We start from the raw sequence: 21,757 nt of genomic DNA, 5'->3' as shown, positions 1-21,757 counted from the left end.
ATTCCATGGGGTGAAGCCGTATTCCAAGCCTGCGCCGCCCGTCCAGCCGGTACGGGTGGTGGAGACCGTCTCAACAGAGCGTTCGCGAGCACGTAGGTGTGATTCATATCAGCCCAGGCCGCGCCACCGGTTACGTATATCAGCGAATTACTGAAAGCTACACCGAGGCGACCCCGAATAGAGGCCTGAGCATCGATCCGGAAGGCCGGCCAAGTACTGAGAAGCCTGTTTTGCCGTTCCCGCGCTGATTTCCTGAAAACGATTGCGGGCCAACTGAAGGTGCGGCCCCGTTGCGGCCGTGCTGCACCGCTCCAGATTTGTTCTGGTCGCATGTTCAGATCTCTGCTCATTTAGTTCGTTATTATCGCTAGGTTCCAGCGCTGCGGTGGACAATGATCCCTCCATCGCTCCGCGGCTTCTCAAGCGCGGCGACGCTTGCATATCGATTGCCACGATGATCTAGTCGGATCGAGGCTTGTCTGTACGCGAGTCGGAGCCCTTTTGGGCTGGATCATTGCCTATCACGCAGCTCTCTGGGTCTCGCATTGAAGACGATAAGCATTGTAACGCCTTGTTATAATGAGGAACTCAACGTCAAAGATTGCTACGAGGCAATCCGCGACGTATTCAAGAACAATCTACACGGATATAGGCGCGAGCACATTTTCTGCGACAACGATTCCGACGACCGCACGGTCGAGATCCTGCGTGGGATCGCGGCGCAGGATTCCGCGGTGAAAATCATCGTCAACGCGCGCAATTTCGGGCCGCTGCGCAACACCTATAACGGGGTGATGGCTAGCAGCGGGGACGCCGTTCTGCTGTTCATGCCGGCCGACCTGCAAGATCCGCCCGAATTGCTGCCCCAGTTCGTCAAGCTGTGGGAGGCCGGCAACGAGATCGTCTACGGCATCCGCGCGGTTCGGGAGGAAGGTCGGCTGATGCGCGGGCTGCGCAAGGCCTATTACCGCGTGCTGACCAGGTTCTCCGAGCTCAAGGTGCCTCCGGGCGTCGGCGACTTCCAATTCGTCGACAGGCGCGTCGTCGAGGCGATGCGTCATGTCCGCGACGCCTATCCCTTCATGCGAATGATGACATTCGAGTGCGGTGGCCGCATGGTCGGCGTGCCCTACACCTGGCGCGAGCGTAAGAAGGGCTTTTCGAAGAACCGCGCCAGCGCGCTGATCGACCAGGGCCTCAACGGGCTGGTGTCCTTCACCACGGCGCCGGTCCGCTTCGGCCTGTTCGCGGGCTTTCTGATCTCGGCCCTGAGCATCGGCTACGCTCTCGTCAATTTCGTGATTGGCCTCGTCCTGTACCGGCAACTCGCCGAACCCGGCATCATCACGTTGATCGTCGCCATGTTCTTTTTCGGCGGCGTGCAGCTGTTCTTCATGGGCATGATCGGAGAGTACGTCCTCGCGATCTACGGACAGGTGCGCGAGAAGCCCGTCGTGTTCGAGCGCGAGCGCGTCAATTTCGATTCCACGCCGCCATCGGGCGCCTGACGCGCAGGCGACCTCAGCGTCTCGCAAACGATTGCTCGATCCGGGCGACGATCGCCTGAGCCGAGAGACCCGCGGCATCGAGCAGCGCCTCCCGCGATCCCGCCTGCGAGATCTTTCCGGATTGCTCGGGAATGCCGATGCCGATCATCGGCGGCCGGACCGCGTCGCCGGCGAACGCGCTCGCCGCCAAGCTGAACAGGCCGCCGCGCAGGATGTGCTCTTCCAGCGTCACGATCAGCGAGGCGTCGCGCACGGCCTCGCGGATCGCCGCCTCGTCGAGCGGCTTCAGGCAGGAGACGCTGACGACACCTGTGTCCTTGCCGCGCCTGACCAGCTCGTCGGCAGCCTCCAGCGCGCGGGAGGCGATCGGCCCGGACGCGAGGATGACGATGTCCCGTCCGTCACGCAAAACCCTGGGCTTACGCAGGTCGGTTACGGCGACGCCGAGATATGGCTCCCCCTGACGGCTGAGCCGCAGGTAAGACGGCTTGCCACTTCCTGCAATCAGTTTCGTTGCCGCGCGCACCTCCATGGGATCGCAGGGCACGAACACCTCGATGCCCGGCAGCATCGACATGATCCCCGCATCTTCCAGCGCGTGGTGGGTATAACCCTGGCTGCCATAGGCATAGCCGGCTCCCACCGCCACGATCTTGACGTCGGCACCGTGGTAGCAGACGTCGTTGCGGAGTTGCTCGAGGCAGCGCAACGTCGGGAAATTGCCGATCGAGTAGATGAAGACCGTCTTGCCCGACAGCGCGATGCCGGCGGCGATCCCCGCCATGTTCTGCTCGGCAACGCCGACATTGAGATAGCGATCGGGAAACTTCGCCGCGAATGGCTCGAGCACGGAATAGCCGAGATCGCCGCAGAGCAGCCAGATGTCGGGGTTTTCGCTGGCCACCTGCGACAGGCTCTCGATGAACGTCGTCCTCATGCGCCGACCTCGGCCAGCGCCTGCGCAAGCAGCTCATCCGAAGGTGAGCGGTAATGCCATTCGAGCTTGTTCTCCATGAAGCTCACGCCCTTGCCCTTCACGGTGTGGGCGATCACGACGGTGGGCCTGCCCGACGCTGCCGGTACGCCGCCCAGCACAGTTTCGAGCGCAGCGAGATCGTGGCCGTCGATCTCCTCGACCTGCCAGCCGAACGCCTTCCATTTCTCGGCAAACGGATCGAGGTTCAACACCTCGGCAACCGAGCCAAAGCTCTGGATCTTGTTGAAGTCGACGATGACGCAGAGATTGTCGAGCTTGTGATGGGGCGCGAACAGGATGCCCTCCCAGTTCGAGCCTTCGTCGCATTCACCGTCGCTGAGCAGGCAGAACACCCGGCTGCCCACCCCTGCCGTCCGTGCGGCCAGCGCCATGCCGATGGCAATTGGCAGGCCATGGCCGAGCGAGCCCGTCGAAACCTCGATGCCGGGTACGGCATGGCTGACATGTCCGGTGAAGATCGATCCGTCGCGACAATAGGTGTCGAGCTCGGCCACGGAAAAGAAACCGCATTCGGCAAGCGTGGCGTACATGATCGCCGTGGCGTGGCCCTTGCTGAGCACGAAGCGATCACGGCTTGCTGCTTGTGGATCGGCGGGATCGACGCGCAGGATCCGCGTGTAGAGCACGGCCAGGATGTCCGCCATGGAGAGGCATCCGCCAATATGGGAGGCCTTCGCGGCATGCACCATACGCAACGCGTGTGCGCGAATGCGTCGTGCGAATTCCTTCGGCTCAGGGAGATTTGGTCGCGTCATGCCAGTCTACCGTCTCGCGTAATCCCTCATCCAACGGCACTTCGGGCTTCCAACCCAAGGCGAGCATGCGCGAAACGTCCGCAGCCAGGACCATAACCTGATCGGGCCGATACGCCAACTCGCCGAAGCCGAGAGCGGCACCGGGGCGAACGAGATCGCGCAGCCGCGTCACCGTCTCGCGCAGCGGCGGCGCGTCCTGGCTGCCGACATTGAAGATGCCGCACGCCGCTTCATGCGTGATCGCCAGGCGGAAAGCGCTGGCAGCGTCGCGCGCGTGCAGAAATCCCCAGCGCTGCCCGCAGGCCGTCAGCGCCATATGATGGCCGGAGCGCAAGTTCCGAATCATGCTTGGAATCAGCCAGTGGTCGGCATCCTTCGGGCCGTAGGTCGAGAAGATCCTGAGCCACGCCGCACGCACCCCGCGCTCCTCGCACAGGCGCATCGCCATCGATCCGGCCGCGAGCTTGGCCATGCCGTAGAGTGTCGTCGGCCGCGGCACGTCATCTTCCCGGATCGCGCGATCATAGGGTCCGTACTCGGCCTGCGACCCGGCTCCGACGAAGATCCTGGCGCCGGCGTCGGCTGCCAGTTCGGCGAGGCCCACCGTATCGGCGACGTTGACGGCCTGAACCGGGCTGTTGCGATCGCTGCCCGCGACGCCGCGCCAGGCCATGTGTACGACCGCGTCCGGCGCGAATGCCTCCAGCGCGCCGCGCAGCTCGTCCGGCTGCTCCAGACTGCCCGGGATCACCTGCAGCCGGTCACGAAGCTGCCCGAGGCGCCAAGAGGAACCTGCCGGGCGCAACAGAACGGCCACCTCGTGCCCCCGCGCCATGAGGTCCGCAACGAGATAGGAGCCGAGGAAACCGCTCGCACCGGTGGCAAAGACACGCATAAGCCTCGGGTAGATCAGCTACCCCCGGGGCCGTCAATGTCTCGCTTCGGCAGTCCCCTGCCCGGGACGGCCGAAAGGCGATCCGAACTTGATTATCCGGCCCATGCGGATAAACGGGAGGGCCAGATCGAAGCTCGACGCAGGGGTAGAGGCATGAATGACTTCAGGCTGGCCATGGTTTCCGCGGGCTTCGAGCACGGCGGAAACGTCACTCATCGTCACTTCGACGGCCATCCTGACCTGCTCGTCTATCCCTTCGAATCGCAGCTCGGAAACCGCAGTTTCAACGACTTCCTGGCCTCGGTCGAGCGCGTTCAGTACCGCTATCCCGAATTCCCGGAGGGGCTGACGGCCATCGAGCTCTACGAGCAGATGATCGACGAGGAGTTGAAGACCTTCCTGCGCAAGCGCAACGGCTCCAAGTTCCGCGACGCGGACTGCGTGATGGACGAGAAGAAGCGGGTCGCCGAGTTCGCCCGGATCGCCGGCCAGCCGCCGATCTTCCGCCGCCAGGTCATCGAGGCCTTCTTCCGCGCGACATTCGCCGCCTGGGAGAATTATTACACCAAGCCGCGCCCGGGCATGGTGCACGTCGGCTACTCCCCCGCCATCGGGATCGATGCCGATCGCATGGTGCGCGACTTTCCTGACATCCGCATCCTGCACGTCGTGCGCAATCCGTTCTCGGCATACCGCGACACCAAGCGCCGCCCGTTCCCGCAGCCGCTGACCAAATACCTGATCACCTGGAACATCTATCACTCCACGGTCGAGATGTTTGCCAGGATGTACCCGGAGAACGTGCGGATCTTCCGTTACGAAGACCTCGTGGACGACAAGCGCAAGTTCATGACCGAGGCGGCCGACTTCATCGGCGTACCCTTCGCCGAGACCATGCTCTATCCGAGCTGGAACGGCGTCGAAATCAAGGACTCCATCGCGCCCTGGGGGACCGTGCTCAAGAGCACGAAGGACTACAACCAGGCCGTGATCCAGGAACTTTCGGACGAGGAGCGCAAGCAGATCGCACAAGGGACGGCGGCCCTCGCTCGTCATTTCGGCTACGACCGGATCGACTATCTGAGCCCGCTCTATCGTGCTGAGTAAGATCGCGTTCTTCGAAGCCGACGACCGCCCCGACATCGCTGCCGATCGGGCGCGCCTCCTCCCGGCGCTGCAGCATCATTTGCAATCCTTTGGCCGCAACGCCACCGTCATGCCGGCGCCCGGCGGCACGCTCGGTGCCTGCTACAATGCGGACGTCTCCGGCGAAAAGCGCTTTCTGAAGACACATCTGCCGGGCGCACGTGCGCGCGCCAGCCTTGCCAAGGAAGCCGAGATCCTCGCGCAGCTCTACGGCAACACGACCCTGCTCGAACGTTTCGAGATCCCCCTCTCAGACGGAACGGTGCGGCTCTGCCTCATGATGCCCGCGCTCACGCCGCTGACCGCCCCGATACAGCCCGCTGAAGCTGTTGCAATGGCAGCCGAATGCAGTGAGCGGCTCGCGGACCGACGGCCGGACGGGCTTGCCTCGTTCGAGCACTATCTGGCGTCCGCCGCAAAGGCGCTGGCGATGCTTTCGAGCCGCGGCCTGCTCGCGCAGAGCACTGCCATCGGGGTGCGCAGACTGATCGCGCTGCTCGCCGAACGTCTTCCGCATTTGCCCGAGGCGCTCTGTCACGGCGATTTCGGGCCGAAGAACATCATGCTCCAGGAAGGCGCGCCGCGCGTCATCGACTGGGAAGACGCATTCCGCGGCTTCGCCGGCTACGACTACCTCTATTGGCTGACCTTCATGGAGAACCGGCCGTTCCTGCAAAAGGACGCCTTCGGCCGAACCGGCCTTTCGCCCGATATCGAGCGCGCCATCCTCGCGCTCGTCGTCCTGCTCAAATCCTATCTGGCGGTCTTGTCGGGCGAGCACCTGAAGCACGCGGTGTCGGCAGAGGACCGCATCGCCGGGATCCTCGATCTGCCGGGCTGATCAAGCCGGCGCGGTGCCGGCGACCTGGTCGAGCTGATCGAGCGAGAAGCTCCGCAGATCCCGGCCCTCGCGCAGCGCCTTGTACCATTCGACGGTCAGGCGGAGGCCTTGCGCCAGATCGAGCCGCGGCGCCCAGCCGAGCTCGCTCCGCGCCTTCGTGCAATCGAGCCTGAGATAGGCGGCCTCGTGCGGATGCGGGCCGGCGTCGGCCGTCCACCGCGCGCCGTCACCCCAGAGGGCGATCAGGCGATCGACCACGGTCCCGACCGGCACCTCGCTTGCGGCATCTGGTCCAAAATTCCAGCCGCCGACGAATCGTTCATCGCCCGCCAATCGCTCGACCAGCGCGAGATAACCGAGCACCGGGTCGAGCGCATGCTGCCAGGGCCGCACCGAATTGGGATTGCGGATGCGGAGCGCCTCGCCTGCCAGGAAGGCCTGCATCGCATCGGGCACCAGGCGGTCGCGCGCCCAGTCGCCGCCGCCGAACACGTTGCCGGCGCGCGCAGTCGCGACGCGCGCCGCACCGCTCGCGTTGAAGAAGCTGTGGCGGTAGGAATGCGTCACGAGCTCCGCGCAGGCCTTGCTGTTGCTGTAGGGATCGTCGCCACCGAGCCGGTCGCCCTCGCCGAAGGGGGCGCCCTTGCCGCTATTCTCGTAGCACTTGTCGCTGGTGACGTTCAGGATCACCTGCACCGAGCGTAGATGCCGTGCCGCCTCCAGCACATGCACGGTGCCCATCACGTTGGTCGCGAATGTCTCGACCGGCTCGTCATAGGACGGGCGCACCAGCGCTTGCGCCGCCATGTGGATGACGATGTCGGGCTCGGCCTCTGCCATGGCGGCGCGCAGGACGGACAGATCGCGGATATCGGCGAGGTGGTGCTTGATGTCGTCGGCGATGCGCGCGGTGACGAACAGCGCAGATTGGTGTGTCGGCGGCAGCGCATAGCCGTAGACCTCGGCTCCGAGGCGGCGCAGCAGCAGCGACGCCCACGCGCCTTTGAAACCGGTGTGGCCGGTGAGAAAGACCTTCTTGCCGCGCCAGAATGCCGGATCCGTCACCAGATCCTCCATCTGGCGCGGTTGCCGGCCCATTCGCCTTCGAGAAAGTTGCGATCGCGCAGCGAGTCCATCGGGTGCCAGAACCCGGGATGTACATAGGCGCGCAGATCGTCGCTGCGCACCAGTTGCTCCATCGGCTCGCGCTCCCAGATCGTGGTGTCGCCGGCGATCAGCTCGCCGACCGACGGGGACAACAGAAAGAAACCACCGTTGATCCAGCCGCCGTCGTCATTTGGCTTTTCCTCGAAATTGATGACGCGGTCGCCCTCGATCGCGATCGCGCCGAACCGCTTGGCCGGCCGCACCACGGAAACGGTGGCACGGCGCCCATGCGCCTTGTGGAAAGCGATTTCGGCGGCAAGGTCGATGTCGGCGACACCGTCGCCATAGGTCAATGCGAAGAAGGGCTCGTCCACGACGTAAGCCAGCACCCGCTTCAACCGGCCGCCGGTCTGGGTCTCTTCGCCGGTATCGACCAGCGTGACCCGCCACGGCTCGGCGGTCTCGCGATGCACTTCCATCCGATTCTCGGCGATGTGGAAGGTCACGTCGGACATGTGCAGGAAGTAGTTCGCGAAGTACTCCTTGATCATGAAGCCCTTGTAGCCAAGGCAGATCACGAAATCATGGAAGCCATAATGGCTGTAGATCTTCATGATGTGCCACAGGATGGGCCGCCCGCCGATCTCCACCATCGGCTTCGGTCGCGTGCTGGTCTCCTCCGTGATTCGCGTGCCGAGGCCTCCCGCAAGAATGACGACTTTCATGGACCTGCTCCGAACGGGAGGCACGTTCCATTAGATAGACGCTCCTCTCCAATTTACTACCGAGCCCATAGACTCGACCTGTCGTTCACTCGCATGCTAGTATGATTCGTTAGAAATAGTCTGGCGCTTGGAATGCAGGAAGCCCCATTTCAATCGCTGTAGGCCACCAACCCATAGGGTAAGAATAGTGGGGAGTTGTGCCTCGGTTGAGATAAGCTTTCCACTTCGTCCTGCGTGAGTTCAGACGAAATTTCTCCGAAACCGAAGATTGCAACCGGTGCTCCCCCCGCTCGACCGCCGGTGCGGAGACCGGGCTAGGCTCCCGCAAGGCGACAGCCAGAGCATCACGCACTAGCTCGCCGATGCGGTGAGGTTGGGTTGCTCTGGCGACAGACGGAGGCGCGCAGCGCGCGGCTTCGCAGCATGCAAAAAGGGCGCCGGAAGTATTAGATCGTTTGGCATTAGGCTGTTGAATGGCTATCCATCCTACAGATCTACAATCTAAGCCGCGCGCAACCGAGCAAACAACATGAGAATAGATCGTTTTCGCTCTTTAGCTTTTGGAGGTCTATTCAGCCTTATAGACCATTGGAGAGCTAGGCGTCTGCCGCTGGTGTGTCCGAGCTGTCTTGAGCCGGCCTCGGAAGCCATTTTGGTGCGGGGACAAAGGCTAATGGCGAGAAGCAGCTGCGTTGCGAGGCCTGCGGCGCAGCCAATGACGTTGCGGGATGGCGACTTGCCGCGACTATCAGAAGACAGCGATAGCTTCCCGTTTCCTGCCAGAAATTGAGCTGGATCACTTCGGTTCAATCGAACGGGTTTTCGCCGGGGCCAACTGAGTTAATTTCGATGCCCTTAGCCGGAAGCGGAGCGTTCGCGGGGCGTACAGCGCCTGCCATCCTCGTTTCCAAGTGGACAGCGTCTTGCGGGGACATGCGTTTGGACGTGTGACGCAACAAAGCGCACTCTTAGATTACTCGGGCTTCTCTCAGGCTCGCGATCTCGTCGGTGCCGAAGCCGAACTCCCTCAGCACCTCGTCGGTCTGCTCGCCGAATTCCGGCGGCCGCGCCACCATCCTGCTCGGCGTGCGTGACAGCGTCACGGGTTGGCCAACCAGCCGGATAGGACGGTTTTCCTCGTTCGGCACGTCCTGGGCGATGCCGAGATGCTTGACCTGAGCGTCCTCGAACATCTGGTCGATGGCATAGATCGGCCCGCAGGGCACGCCGGCCTCGTTGAGCTCGCGGACCCAGGTGTCGGTCGACTTCGTCACGGTGCGCTTCTCGATCTCGGCGTTGAGCGCGTCGCGGTTCTTGGAACGGGCAGGGGCCGTCGCATAGTCGGGATGGGTATAGAGCTCCGGCGCCCCGATCGCCTGCGCGCAGCGCTCCCAGATCCGCCCACCGGTGGTGGCGATGTTGATATAGCCGTCCGAAGTCTTGAACACGCCGGTCGGGATGCTGGTCGGATGGTTGTTGCCGGCCTGCTTGGCGACCTCCTTCTCCATCAGCCAGCGCGCGGCCTGGAAGTCGAGCATGAAGATCTGTGCCTGAAGCAGTGACGTCTGCACCCACTGGCCCTTGCCCGACACCTCTCGCTCGAGCAGCGCGGTGAGGATGCCCATGGCGCAGAACAGGCCGGCCGTCAGGTCGGCGACGGGAATGCCGACCCGCATCGGGCCTTCGCCCGGCGCCCCCGTGATCGACATCAGGCCCCCCATGCCTTGCGCGATCTGATCGAAGCCGGGCCGCTTGTGATAGGGGCCATCCTGGCCGAAGCCGGAGATGCTGCCATAGACGATGCGCGGGTTGATTGCGGCGAGACTCTCGTAATCGATGCCGAGCTTCTTCTTCACGTCGGGCCGGAAATTCTCGACCACGACATCGGCCTTGGCGGCGAGGCGCTTGAACACGGCGAGCCCGCGCTCGTCCTTCAGGTTCAGCGTCATGGCCCGCTTGTTGCGATGCAAATTCTGAAAGTCGGAACCTCGCCGGGGGCCGCCCGGCTGCTCGCCACCGGCGTCCTCGGTCAGCGCGTCGATCTTGACGACATTCGCCCCCCAGTCCGCCAGTTGCCGCACGCAGGTCGGCCCGGAGCGGACGCGGGTCAGATCGAGCACGGTGAAGCGCGACAGGGCTTCCGAGGCATGCGGAAAGGGCATCGTGAAAGGCTCCGGGACAGATTGCGGGGCCTACCATAGTGCCGAAAGGTCACGCGGCAAGCCGGCCCGACGCCGATCCCGCCTGCCGAAATGCCATGCCTGATGCGGTGCCTGCCCGATCAGCGCGACAGGCGCTTTAATTCGGCTCGCGCCTGCTCGGCCAGGGGATCATCACTGTGGCGTGCAATGAAGAGCTCGAGGGCCTCCCGCGTTCCCTTCCGGCGGGCGGCTTCGTATTCCTCTGCTACCGCAACGGCAGGATCGCGGGCCATCGGCATGGAGGGCGCGCGCGCCGCCTTGCCGCTGTCGTCCGCCTTGGCCTTCTCCACCATGACAGGCAGTTCTCCGAAGGGTTGATGGGGCAGTCCGGAAAGCGCGATCAGGGCGCCAGACAGGCCGGCCAGCAGTGAGCGTCGTTTCATGAAACCCTGTATATTCCTGGTGTTCCGGGAACCAGGCTCTTGCCCGCGCGTCCCGTATGACTACGGGATTTGATGGCTAACACAGCCTTATGGAAGGGGCGTGGGCGCCGGTGCCCAATTTAAACCAAACGTTTAACTCTCAAGCTAGAATCATATGCCTTCGCCCCGAATCGCACGCGATGCGTTGCTCTGGAGAGACCATTGGCTACCGCCGTTAATGTCAGTGCCACCAACAACGCCGAGATCGACGGCCTGCTGTCGGGCGCCAAATGGTCTGGCACGATCACCTACAGCTTTCCCGATGCGACGAGCGACTACTCCAATCCCTACAGCGGCGGCAGCAGCGAGCCGACCACGTCGGGCTTTGCCCCGGTGCCCAGCCAGATTCAGGCGGCGATCAATTACGCGGTCGGATTGATCCTCAGCTACACCAACGCCGACATCCAATACGCGGGCACGAACGGCGCCGACATCATGGTCGCGCAGTCGCCGGCGGCCAATCCGACCGCCTACGCCTACTATCCCGGCAACTACGCGTCCGGCGGGGACGTCTGGTTCGGCACTCAGTACAATTTCTCGCTGGCCAAGCTCGGCAATTACTACTTCACCACGGCGCTGCACGAGCTCGGCCATGCCTTCGGCCTCAAGCACAGCCAGGAGGCCGGCGGCCCCGCCAACGTCGCAGTGCCGAGCGCGCATGACGACAGCGAATACACCGTCATGAGCTATCGCAGCTATGTCGGTGGTTCGACCACGTCCGGCTACACCAACGAGGCGTACGGATATTCGCAGACCTACATGGCCAACGATATCCTCGCGCTGCAGACGATGTACGGCGCGGACTACACGACCCAGAGCGGCAGCACCGTCTACACCTGGAATCCGACCACCGGGCAGGAGTTCATCAACGGCGTCGGGCAGCTCGCGCCGGGCGGCGGCGTCGGCGGTTCGGCTGACCGCATCTACGAGACGGTATGGGATGGCGGCGGCGTCGATACCTACGACCTGTCGAACTACACGACGAACCTGAGCATCAATCTCAATCCCGGTGCGTCGTCGGTGTTCTCCGCGACGCAATTGGCGTATCTCGGCGACGGCCATTACGCCTCGGGCAACGTCTACAACGCCTATCTCTACAACGGAGACGCGCGCTCCTACATCGACAACGCGATCGGCGGATCCGGCAACGACACCATCGTCGGTAACGCGATCGCCAATACGCTGAACGGCGGCGGCGGCAACGACACGATCACGGGCGGAGCGGGCAACGACACCATCGTCGGCGGCTCGGGCATCGACACCGCGGTGTATTCGGGCAACCGGACCAATTACACGATTACGTATAACGCGACGACACAGACCTTCACGCTGGTCGACCAGCGCGGCGGCACGCCGGACGGCACCGATACGGTGGCGGGGGTGGAGAACTTCAAGTTTGCCGATTTCGTAGTTACGGCCACGACGCTGGCGAGCCCACCTATCTCTCTTGAGGCTCTGGGCGTGACCAGTCTAATTGAGATCGGTGGCAACTTTTACATGAACCCGGTTGGGGGCGGGACGGGGCCCGAGCTCAAATTTTATGGTTCTCCAGTGACGCAGGGCCAGTTCAACGCCTGGACACCGATCGGAGCAGAGCAAATTCCCGCCGGTTTTGAGATCGTGTGGCAAACCCCAGGCACGAACTTATTCACAATTTGGACCACCGACAGTGGCGGCAATTTCGTAAGCAACACCGGCACAATTGACGGAAACAGCACTGCTCTTGAGCAAGCCGAGACCATTCTTCACCAGGATCTGAACGGAGACGGTACGTTCGGCGTTACGTTCACTACGATCGAAACGTTCGGTGCCACCAGCTTAATTAAAAGCGGCAGCAACTTTTACATGAACCCGGTTGGAGGCGGGACGGGGCCGGAGCTCAAATTTTACGGTTTTCCAGTGGAGCAGGGTCAATTCAACGCTTGGACACCGATCGGAGCAGAGCAGATTCCGGGTGGCTTTGAGATAGTGTGGCAGACCCCGGGCACCAACCAATTCACCATTTGGACGACCGATAATAGCGGCAGCTTCCTTAGCAACACCGGTACAATCTACGGAAACGGCACTGCTCTGAAGCAGGCCGAGACCATTTTTCATCAGGATCTGAACGGAGACGGTATGACTGGCCTTCCGGTCACCACGATCGAAACGTTCGGTGCGACCAGTCTGATTGAAAGCGGCAGCAACTTTTGCATGAACCCGGTTGGGGGCGGGACGGCGGTCGAGCTCAAATTTTACGGTTCTCCGGTGACGCAGGGTCAGTTCACCGCCTGGACACCGATCGGAGCAGAGCAAATTCCCGCCGGTTTTAAGATCGTGTGGCAAACCCCAGGCACGAACCTATTCACGATTTGGACAACGGACAGTAGCGGCAACTTCGTAAGCAACACCGGTACAATTGACGGAAACAGCACTACTCTTGAGCAAGCCGAGACCATTCTTCATCAGGATCTCAATGGAGACGGTACGACTGGCGTTACGGTCACTACGATCGAAACGTTCGGTGCTACTAGCCTGATTAAAAGCGGCAGCAACTTTTACTTGAACACAGTTGGGGGCGGAACGGGGCCGGAGCTCAAATTTTATGGCTCTCCGGTGGAGCAGGGGCAGTTCAACGCCTGGACACCGATCGGAGCAGAGCAAATTCCCGGTGGCTTTGAGATAGTGTGGCAGACCCCCGGCACCAACCAATTCACCATTTGGACTACCGATAATAGGGGCGGCTTCTTGAACAACACTGGTACAATCGACGGAAATAGCACTGCTCTGAAGCAAGCCGAGACCATTTTCCACCAAGATCTAAACGGAGACGGGACGACCGGCCTCATAGAGATGGCGACGCATAATCTAATAGACTTCCTCATCTTAAGCTAAATTGGAAGGGCGGCCGGTGGGTTCTGAATATCGCGGAGCAGAGGGGTGGCGCCCGTCTCGGCTATCGACATTCCGCCGGCTGGCTGTTAGCCCAGTTTCGCGCCTATCTGGGGGACCTGATCGGCGAGGGGTGTGGAGACGGGGTGGCGGGTATGGCGTCGAAGAACAAGTCACCCGATCTGCTAGGGAACTCGGCCTGGAATGGGACGGCCTTTCTCGTGGCTGTGGTCCTTAACCTTGTCATACTACCGTTTGTGATCGCCCATCTCGGGCTCGCGGCATTCGGCGTCGCGGGTCTTGTCACCGCATGTATTGCGCCTGCGCTGGTGTTCAGTAACACGCTCGGTCTGTCGACGGCCCGCGAGCTTGCCCAGCGATTGCAGCCATCCGATCGTGAGGATGCACGACGCCTATTTGCGACCGCGTTCCTGCTCGCCGTCGGCGCCGGTGGCCCGGTCACCATGTTCTTTCTGATCGCCGGGGCGCCGCTTGCACGTCTCGGATTCCATCTGGCTGGCCCGGCTGCCGACGACCTTGGCCTCGCCTTCGCGCTGGCCGGTATCGGCTGGTTCTGCCAATGCGTAGCGGCCGTCATCCTCTCGCTGTTCACCGCACGGCAGGACTATCGCCGGATTGCCTCGATCGGCATGGTCAGCACCGTGGTCACGACGCTTTCGATGCTCCTTCTGATTCCCGCCGCGCCCCATGCATCGACATTCCTTGGTTGCCAGGCGCTGGGGTTCGCCATCAGCCTGCTGCTGGCCCTGGCCTGGTCCCGCGGCGCGATGGGGCCTTGGCTGGCGCCGCCGTCGTTGCACCGCGAGGCGCTTGGCAGGCTGGTTCGCTTCGGCAGCTGGCAGGTTGCCGCGCAAGGGGGTGGACTGCTTGCGGCGCAGGCCGATCGATATCTGCTCGGCGCGCTGCTTCAACCGCAGTTCGTCGGTTTCTATGGCGTGGCACAGCGCCTCCAGGAGGCGACCTATGTCGGTATCCTCAAGATCGGCGAGATCCTGTTTCCCTTCTTCAGCACGCTGCAAACGGAGAGTGTTGATCGAAAGGCCGATCTCTTGTTCCGATCGTCGTGGATTCTCAACGTCCTGGCCGCGAGTGCCCTGGGCGGATTGATTTCCGTGGCCGGCCCGCTGCTCCATGTCTGGACCGGGCCCGAGGTCGCGGCCGAGGCTGCGCGAGTCCTCGTCGTCATGTCGATTGCCGGGATACTCGGATCGAGCGCGAACGTCTTCGCCTTTTATCTGCTGGCAGAGGGGCGGTCACGTTCCAACGCGCTCATCGCCTTGATTACGGGTGTCGTCACCCTCGTCACCAGCGCGATCGCGTTGCCGCGTTTCGGATGGCAGGCCGCGGGCTGGAGCGCGTGCGCCGGCATGATTGCGCAGATGGTGACCGTCGTCCTCCTGTTGCGCCGTAACTTCGAGCTCGTGGACATGTGGTCGCGCGTAGTGCATTGCGTGCTGATGCCGCTTGGCGTCGGGATCGCGACGGCACTGGCAGTGCGATACGGTCTGGACCGCGCGCCCTTCCAGCCAGCACCCTCCTGGTGGTGGGTGGGAGCCGTCTCGTCGCTGACTGCGGCGACCATCTTCGTGATCGCGGTTGCCGCGTCGCAACTGGGGCCGTATCGAAATGCCTGCTGGCAGGACATCCGTTCGATTGCCGACCGCTTCTTGCCCTGAAGGCTGTCTAGGACATGTGCGGAATCGCAGGCATCGTAAATCTGGGTGGCAATGCGGTCGAGCTGGCCGAGATCTCGCGGCTGACGAGCCTGATTGCGCATCGTGGCCCGTTCGGCGAGGGGACCTGGTTCAACGCGGATCGTAGCCTCGCATTCGGCCATCGTCGCCTCGCCATCATCGATCCCGGCGAGGGCGGCTATCAGCCGATGCTGTCTGCCGACGGCCGCCACGTGATCGTATTCAACGGCGAGATCTACAATTTCCTCGAACTTCGCCGCGAGCTCGAGCAGCAGGGCGCGGTGTTCCGCAGCCAATCCGACACCGAAGTGATCCTGGCCGCCTGGCAGGCTTGGCGGGAGCAGATGCTGTCGCGCTTCAACGGCATGTGGGCGTTGGCGATTTTCGACACGACTACGCGCGACCTGTTTCTTGCGCGTGATCGCTTCGGGATCAAGCCGCTGCTCTATGCGGTCTCGCCGGAACGGTTCGTCTTCGCCTCCGAGCAGCGGGCACTTGTGCGGAGCGGGTTGGTCGATGCTGCCGTTGATACGGACGTGGCGCGCCGCCTGCTGCTCGACGCCTTCGGGATCGAAGGAAGCGAGCGCACCTTGTTTCGGCAGGTTCGCCGCTTGCAGGCCGGTCACTGCCTGTGGCTGCGCCAGGGCAAGGTCAGCGTCAGGCGTTGGTGGCGGACGGTAGATCATCTGCCGGCCGTGCCGGGCAGCGAGGCCGAACGTGTGGCACACTTTCGCGAGCTGTTCCAGGACGCCGTGGCCCTGCGCATGCGCAGCGACGTGCCGATCGGAACGTGCTTGTCCGGAGGCTTCGATTCCTCAGCGGTGATCTGTACCATGGCGGCGCACGAGAAGGCGGGCATGGGGCCGCGCGACAGCGCCGAATGGCGCCACGCCTTTGTTGCGACGTTTCCTGGCGCCTCGAATGATGAGAGACCGATGGCCGAGGAGGCCGCGCGCTGGGCCAACGTCGCGCCAACTTTTCTCGAAATCGGGCAGGCCGATGCGCTGACGGACCTCGACCAGATCCTCGACGATCTCGATGACGTCTACATCGCGTTGCCAAGCGCAGTATGGCTGCTCTATCGGCAATTGACCCAACACAACGTTACGGTGTCACTCGACGGCCACGGCGCAGACGAGCTGATGGGCGCTTATTTGCAGGAAGGACAAGCGCTCGCGTTTCAAATACGGAATGCAGCAGAAGGCTTCGCATCGCGCTCGAAACTGGCCCGGCGCTATGTAGATGTCCTGCGTGCGTTGGCTCTCAAGCGAAAGGGCGTGTATTTTCTGCGCGGTGGCCTGCGCAATCTTCCCGCCCCGCTCCCACTGGTGGCAGAGGACGATGTGCTACCGCAGGAATGGGGTGGCTTGAACAAGCGACTCTATCGGATGTTTCACAGCACTGTGCTACCCACCATCCTGCGCAACTTCGACCGCCTTTCCATGGCGCACGGCGTCGAAGTCCGCTTGCCTTTCATGGATTGGCGGCTGGTGACCTATACGATGGCGCTTCCCGAAAGCAGCAAATCGTCGGACGGCTATACCAAGGCCGTTGCCCGGCGGGCGATGGCCAATCTGATGCCGGAATCGATCCGCACGGCGCGCCGCAAGGTCGGCTTCAACTCACCGATGCCGGAATGGCTGAACGGGCCGCTGGCCGGCTGGACGGCTGACCTGCTCGACCGCAAGGTGCCAGCATTTGCGGAACTGGTAGATGAAGCGGGTTTGCGCGCGGCGGTCGGCCGTTTGACCGCGTCGAAATCCTGGGATTGGGAGTCCGTCGGGCGGATCTGGCCGTACCTGAACATGAAATGGATGTTGGTGAGGTACACTTAAACGATGCGTCTGTTCCAAAATAGTGCCTTGTATCCGTCCTATCGGCCGCGATTAAACCAGCTTGCGGCCAGCACGCAAAGCTTCGAGGAACGGCGGCGTGTGTTTTTGCATGACCGTTTCGGCGCACTTCACCTGCTGCAGCCTGTGCTCGATGGTAATGCGGATGCGTTTCTGACTTGCGCCAACGATGGCCTACTACAACGCCGCTGGGCACGCGAACATGGCGTTGGCCTGAAAGGTGCACCTGAGGACATTCTACTCGCACAGATCGAGCACCACAGAACTGAAGTTTTTTACAACCTCGATCCAGTCGCATTTCCTAGTTCCTTCGTCCGCAGGCTGCCCGGCTGCGTGAGGAAGACACTATGTTGGCGCGCGGCGCCGTCGGGAAACGCAGACCTGACCGCCTATGGAGCTGTGGTTGGAAATTTCACGTCGATTCTTAGCGCCTGGCGCACCAAGGGTTGCCGCGCGGAATGGTTCTCTCCCGCGATCGATCCCGCAATGAGCGAGTACGTGCGAGACGAGCGTCCCATCGACGTGCTGTTCGTAGGTGGCTACTCGTGGCATCATTCGGCGCGGGCGAGAACGCTCGAGAAAGTTGCTGCACTCGCGGGAAGCCGAAACGTCGTTTACTGTCTCGACTCGTCGCGGTTGACTAGGCTCGCGGAGAGCTCGATTGGCTACTTGCTTCCACTGAAGCAACATCGGCGCCCGAGGATCGTTGCGGGGATCGCTAAAACGGCGGTCTTTGGACGAGACCTCTACGAGTTGATCGGACGGTCCAAAATCGTCCTGAACGGGGCGATCGACATGGCGGGCCAGGATCGCGGCAATATGCGCTGCTTCGAGGCGATGGGATGTGGCGCACTGCTTGTCTCCGACGCAGGGAGGTATCCGGCCGGCATGCAGGAGGGTGTGACTATCGAGACCTACGGCACCCCGGAACAGGCCGTGGAGGTCATTTCACGCAGCCTGCAGGATTGGCCGAGATCGGCGGAGATCGCCGCGCGCGGTCGGGCCCTCATCCGGGACATCTACAGCAAGGACGTGCAATGGAAGCAGTTTTGCGACCTCGTCGGACGAATTTAGCCGTGCTAGAACGTCCCGGACGACGAATTTAGTTGATTGCATGAACCTCAACTTCCTCATCCAGCGGCTCACCGGCCGCAATGCCGACTACCTAACCCAGCGTATGCTCGGACGTGCGACTTGCCGTCTCGATGCCGGGGCCGCATTGGGCGCTAGTGCGCGGATCCGGAACATCCGCGGCGACACCGACAGGATCGTGATTGGTGCACAGAGCCGGATCCTCGGTGAGCTCATGACCTTCGCCCATGGCGGCGAGATCAAGATCGGTGAATGGTGCTATGTCGGCGAGGGGACGCGGATCTGGTCGGCCGGCTCCATCGAGATCGGAAACCGGGTTCTTATCTCCCATTCGTCGAATGTCTTCGACAGTCTGACCCATCCGATCGGAGCGGCCGCGCGGCACGCGCAGGTCCGGCAGATTTTTACAACAGGTCATCCGCGCAAACTCTCGCTCGACGAAAGCCCGGTCCGGATCTGCGATGACGCCTGGGTTGGCGCGGGGGCCATGGTACTGCGCGGCGTCACGGTCGGAGAGGGCGCCGTAGTGGCGGCCGGCGCGGTCGTCACCAAGGACGTCCCGGCCTTCTCGATCGTGGCCGGAAATCCCGCGGTGCTGGTCAGGGAGCTCCGTTCCGATGAGCGGTGAGGGCAAGTTCACGACGTGGGAGGACGCCGTGGTCTGGCTGCGCAATCAGCCGGATCAGGGGCAGCTCGTGCGGGACGCCTTCTATGACGATCCGCTGACCGCGGCCGCCGAGCGCTATTTTCAGAGTTCCGAATGGCAGGCGGTCACGGCGCTTCTGGCTGATCGATCCGGCTCGGCACTCGATGTTGGCGCCGGTCGTGGCATCGCCAGCTACGCTCTGGCCCGCAGCGGATTCGAGGTGACCGCACTCGAGCCCGATGGCAGCGCGATCGTCGGCGCGGCGGCGATCCGTGATCTAGCGGCAAGCACGCAGCTGCCCATCCACGTGGTCGAGGAGTTTTCCGAGCGGCTGCCGTTCGCCGACGAGACCTTCGATCTCGTCTTCGCGCGCGCCGTGCTGCACCATACGCGCGACCTCGACGGCGCCTGCCGCGAGATGTTTCGCGTGCTTCGCCCCGGCGGCATGCTGATCGCGGCGCGTGAGCACGTGATCAGCAAGGAAGACGATCTTCCGCGTTTCCTCGACCAGCACCCGCTGCATCACCTCTACGGCGGCGAGCATGCCTACCTGCTCGACCGCTATACCGGGGCGCTGAAGTCGGCCGGCTTTGCCAGCGTCGAGACCCTGGCTCCGCTGCGGAGCGCCATCAATCTGTTCCCTTACAGGATGCAGACGCTGCGATCCGCGGTCGTCGAAAAACTGACGCGGAAGATCCCGGTCGGCCCGCTGTGGCGCGCTGCGTTTGCTTCGCAACACGTTTTCGCATCCCTGCTCTCGCTTGCCGAACGCTTTGACCACCGGCCCGGCCGGCTCTATTCGTTCGTCTGTCACAAGGTCTAGATCATGTCCGCGTGGGTCACCGGTGCGAACGGGTTCATCGGCCGCCATCTCGTTCGCGAGCTGGCGGGCGCCGGGCGTGCAGTCCATGGCGTTGGTCACGGCGCACTCGATCCGGCAGACGCGACCGCCCTTGGCTTGCAGATGTGGATCAATGGCGAGGTCGACGCCGCCAATCTGAGCGCGCTCGCCGCCGCGCAGGGGCTGCCGTCGCAGGTCTTCCATCTGGCCGGTGGATCGTCGGTCGGGCCGTCGATCGCGCGCCCGTTCGAGGACTTTTCGCGAACCGTGACGAGCACGGCGCGTCTGCTCGATTGGGTTCGAAGCTTTGCGCCGGAGTGCCGGTTGGTCGTCGTCTCGAGCGCGGCGGTCTACGGCGCGGACCATCTCGGTCCGATTCCCGAAAGCGCAGCACTCGCTCCGATGTCGCCTTACGGCCATCACAAGCTGATGATGGAGCAGCTGTGCCGGAGCTATGCGCAAAGCTTCGGGCTTCGCTGCACCGTCGTGCGCTTGTTCTCGGTCTACGGTCCGAACCTTCGCAAGCAGCTGCTCTGGGACATCTGCTCGCGGCTGAGGAACGAGGAGCGAACTCTCGATCTGGGAGGGACCGGCGCCGAGATCAGAGACTGGACCGACGTGCGCGACGTCGTCCGCTTGCTGGTGCGCGTCGCGGAGGAGGTGCGCAAGGGTGATCTTCAGCTGATCAACGGCGGATCGGGGCGCGGGGCGAGCGTGGCCGAGATTGCCAACGGCCTGATCAGGAATTGGGGCAGCAACACTCTTGTGCGCTATTCCGGCGTGGCGCGACCGGGCGATCCGGCGAGCCTGTTGGCTGATGACCGGCTTTTACGCGACATGAATTTCGATTGGCGGCTCCCGCTGGAGCACGGGCTTGCCGACTATGTCGAATGGTTCAGGGGGCTGGCCCGTGCCTGAGCGCGCGCCGCTGCGGATTGCATTCACGAACATTCCGCGCCGCCTGTGGGCGGGTGGTCACAACTATCAACGCAATCTCTTCGAGGTGCTCAATCGGCATTCGCCGGGAACGGTGACCCCGGTGCTGTTTGCCGGTACGGCGGACGATCCCGAAGAGATCGCGGGCTTGGCCAGCATTCCGGGCGTCGAGGTCGTGCGCTCACCGGTGTTCGATCACGCCGCGACGGGTCTTGCCCGCACGACGGATCTCGCCCGCGCGATCGTCTTTGGTGTGGACGCGCCCGCGGCCGCGGAATTCAAGGCCGGCCGGATCGACATGGTGTTCGAATCCGCGCGCTTCTTTGGCTGGCGCCTGCCATTTCCGGCCGTCGCATGGTTCCCGGATTTCCAGCATCGCCTGCTTCCCCATCTGTTCTCCAGGAGCGCCTTTTGGCGGCGCGATCTCGGCTTTCGAGCCCAGATTGCCTCCGGCCGGCACATCATGTTGAGCAGCGCCAGCGCGCTCGGCGACCTCAAGAGGTTCTATCCGGGCCATGCGAACGGCGTCTCGGTCGTTCGGTTTGCGACCGACCCGCCTGTCGGCCTGCTCGCCGCCAAGCCGTTCGACGTGATCGCCCACTATGATCTTCCGCGACGATATTTCTATCTGCCGAACCAGTTCTGGCGGCACAAAAATCATCAGCTCGTCATCGATGCGCTCGATCTGCTGAAGGCTCGGGGGCACGACGTCGTCGTCGCCGCCTCCGGGAATACGAAGGACTTCCGTGAGTCCGGTCTTTTCGAGAGCACCATGAGCCAGGTCAGGTCGCGCGGTCTCGAGATGAATTTCAGGCATCTCGGAATGATCCCGCTGGATCACGTCTACGCCCTCCTGCGCGCGTCGACGGCTCTCATCAATCCTTCGGAGTGCGAGGGGTGGAGCACGACAGTTGAGGAAGCCAAGTCGTTTGGCGTCCCGATGATCCTGTCCGACCTCGACGTCCATCACGAGCAGACCGAAGGCGGCGCGCGATATTTCGGCATCCGCGACGCCGAGGCGCTGGCGGATCAAATGTTGCAGGTTGCGCAGACAGCCGGGCCTGCGACCGTCCGCGATTTGTTGCCTAACCTGGAGCAGCGCGTCGAGACGTTCGTTGCAGATTTCGTCCGATTGACTCGGGATGTAATGGTTTCGCGGAGCGGTTAGAGCTGCGGTGCCTGACCGAGTTGGCGACGATATTTACA

The 21,757-nt window shown here is 62.8% G+C and carries 18 protein-coding genes; 11 read left to right on the top strand and 7 right to left on the bottom strand.

The annotated features are described in order from the left end of the window. The first annotated feature begins 545 nt into the window (after positions 1-545). A complete protein-coding gene (locus XH83_RS25305) occupies positions 546-1,508 on the top strand; it encodes a glycosyltransferase family 2 protein (RefSeq protein ID WP_194403415.1) in 963 nt (320 codons plus the stop codon). A gap of 13 nt (positions 1,509-1,521) precedes the next feature. On the opposite strand, the gene XH83_RS25300 is transcribed toward XH83_RS25305, so the two are convergent. From XH83_RS25300 to XH83_RS25290, 3 genes are read right to left on the bottom strand one after another with little or no spacing between them, the layout of a single operon-like run. Further along, the gene (locus XH83_RS25300; protein WP_194403414.1) at positions 1,522-2,445 is read right to left on the bottom strand and encodes a transketolase family protein; all 924 of its coding nucleotides are present in this window, start codon (positions 2,443-2,445) and stop codon (positions 1,522-1,524) included. Then, on the bottom strand, positions 2,442-3,260 hold the full coding sequence (locus tag XH83_RS25295; protein WP_194403413.1) for a transketolase: 819 nt from the start codon (positions 3,258-3,260) through the stop codon (positions 2,442-2,444). Before XH83_RS25295 ends, XH83_RS25300 begins: the two co-directional genes overlap by 4 nt. Continuing rightward, entirely contained in the window at positions 3,238-4,155 is a 918-nt protein-coding gene (locus XH83_RS25290) for an NAD(P)-dependent oxidoreductase (protein WP_194403412.1), read from the bottom strand. Before XH83_RS25290 ends, XH83_RS25295 begins: the two co-directional genes overlap by 23 nt. Before the next feature lie 153 nt (positions 4,156-4,308). Here XH83_RS25290 and XH83_RS25285 point away from each other — a divergent pair, with 153 nt between their 5' ends. Beyond that, the gene (locus tag XH83_RS25285) at positions 4,309-5,262 is read left to right on the top strand and encodes a sulfotransferase (RefSeq protein WP_194403411.1); all 954 of its coding nucleotides are present in this window, start codon (positions 4,309-4,311) and stop codon (positions 5,260-5,262) included. Next, positions 5,252-6,142, top strand: a complete 891-nt coding sequence (locus tag XH83_RS25280) for a phosphotransferase family protein (RefSeq protein ID WP_210346984.1) — start codon at positions 5,252-5,254, stop codon at positions 6,140-6,142. The genes XH83_RS25285 and XH83_RS25280 overlap by 11 nt, the downstream gene beginning before the upstream one ends. On the opposite strand, the gene rfbG is transcribed toward XH83_RS25280, so the two are convergent. From rfbG to XH83_RS25260, 4 genes are all read right to left on the bottom strand, one after another. Next, complete coding sequence (rfbG, locus tag XH83_RS25275; RefSeq protein WP_194403410.1) at positions 6,143-7,207, bottom strand: CDP-glucose 4,6-dehydratase; 1,065 nt, start codon at positions 7,205-7,207, stop codon at positions 6,143-6,145. Further along, entirely contained in the window at positions 7,204-7,974 is a 771-nt protein-coding gene (rfbF, locus tag XH83_RS25270; RefSeq protein ID WP_194403409.1) for a glucose-1-phosphate cytidylyltransferase, read from the bottom strand. The genes rfbG and rfbF overlap by 4 nt, the downstream gene beginning before the upstream one ends. A gap of 968 nt (positions 7,975-8,942) precedes the next feature. Next, positions 8,943-10,136, bottom strand: coding sequence for a CaiB/BaiF CoA-transferase family protein (locus XH83_RS25265; protein WP_194403408.1), 1,194 nt, complete (start codon positions 10,134-10,136; stop codon positions 8,943-8,945). Positions 10,137-10,255: 119 nt separating this feature from the next. Continuing rightward, positions 10,256-10,558 (bottom strand): hypothetical protein, encoded by a 303-nt coding sequence (locus XH83_RS25260; protein WP_194403407.1) that lies wholly within the window; start codon positions 10,556-10,558, stop codon positions 10,256-10,258. 201 nt (positions 10,559-10,759) lie between these two features. On the opposite strand from XH83_RS25260, the gene XH83_RS25255 reads away from it, so the two are divergent. The 8 genes from XH83_RS25255 to XH83_RS25220 all read left to right on the top strand — a co-directional run bounded on the left by XH83_RS25255 (position 10,760) and on the right by XH83_RS25220 (position 21,719). Next, positions 10,760-13,471 (top strand): M10 family metallopeptidase C-terminal domain-containing protein, encoded by a 2,712-nt coding sequence (locus XH83_RS25255; RefSeq protein ID WP_194403406.1) that lies wholly within the window; start codon positions 10,760-10,762, stop codon positions 13,469-13,471. A 152-nt stretch (positions 13,472-13,623) separates the two neighbouring features. Continuing rightward, on the top strand, positions 13,624-15,165 hold the full coding sequence (locus XH83_RS25250; protein WP_246776321.1) for a lipopolysaccharide biosynthesis protein: 1,542 nt from the start codon (positions 13,624-13,626) through the stop codon (positions 15,163-15,165). A 14-nt stretch (positions 15,166-15,179) separates the two neighbouring features. After that, a complete protein-coding gene (gene asnB / locus XH83_RS25245) occupies positions 15,180-17,018 on the top strand; it encodes an asparagine synthase (glutamine-hydrolyzing) (protein WP_194403404.1) in 1,839 nt (612 codons plus the stop codon). 27 nt (positions 17,019-17,045) lie between these two features. Further along, the gene (locus XH83_RS25240; RefSeq protein WP_246776320.1) at positions 17,046-18,110 is read left to right on the top strand and encodes a glycosyltransferase; all 1,065 of its coding nucleotides are present in this window, start codon (positions 17,046-17,048) and stop codon (positions 18,108-18,110) included. A 40-nt stretch (positions 18,111-18,150) separates the two neighbouring features. After that, the gene (locus XH83_RS25235; protein ID WP_194403402.1) at positions 18,151-18,756 is read left to right on the top strand and encodes a DapH/DapD/GlmU-related protein; all 606 of its coding nucleotides are present in this window, start codon (positions 18,151-18,153) and stop codon (positions 18,754-18,756) included. Continuing rightward, on the top strand, positions 18,746-19,597 hold the full coding sequence (locus tag XH83_RS25230) for a class I SAM-dependent methyltransferase (RefSeq protein ID WP_194403401.1): 852 nt from the start codon (positions 18,746-18,748) through the stop codon (positions 19,595-19,597). The genes XH83_RS25235 and XH83_RS25230 overlap by 11 nt, the downstream gene beginning before the upstream one ends. A gap of 3 nt (positions 19,598-19,600) precedes the next feature. Beyond that, positions 19,601-20,533, top strand: coding sequence for an NAD(P)-dependent oxidoreductase (locus tag XH83_RS25225; protein ID WP_194403400.1), 933 nt, complete (start codon positions 19,601-19,603; stop codon positions 20,531-20,533). Next, positions 20,526-21,719, top strand: coding sequence for a glycosyltransferase family 1 protein (locus XH83_RS25220; RefSeq protein WP_194403399.1), 1,194 nt, complete (start codon positions 20,526-20,528; stop codon positions 21,717-21,719). The genes XH83_RS25225 and XH83_RS25220 overlap by 8 nt, the downstream gene beginning before the upstream one ends. Positions 21,720-21,757 lie beyond the last annotated feature (38 nt).

Source organism: Bradyrhizobium sp. CCBAU 53351 (assembly GCF_015291745.1).
GTDB lineage: Bacteria > Pseudomonadota > Alphaproteobacteria > Rhizobiales > Xanthobacteraceae > Bradyrhizobium.
The sequence above is the reverse complement of the archived record's forward strand: the minus strand, read 5'-3'. Positions and strand labels throughout refer to the sequence as shown.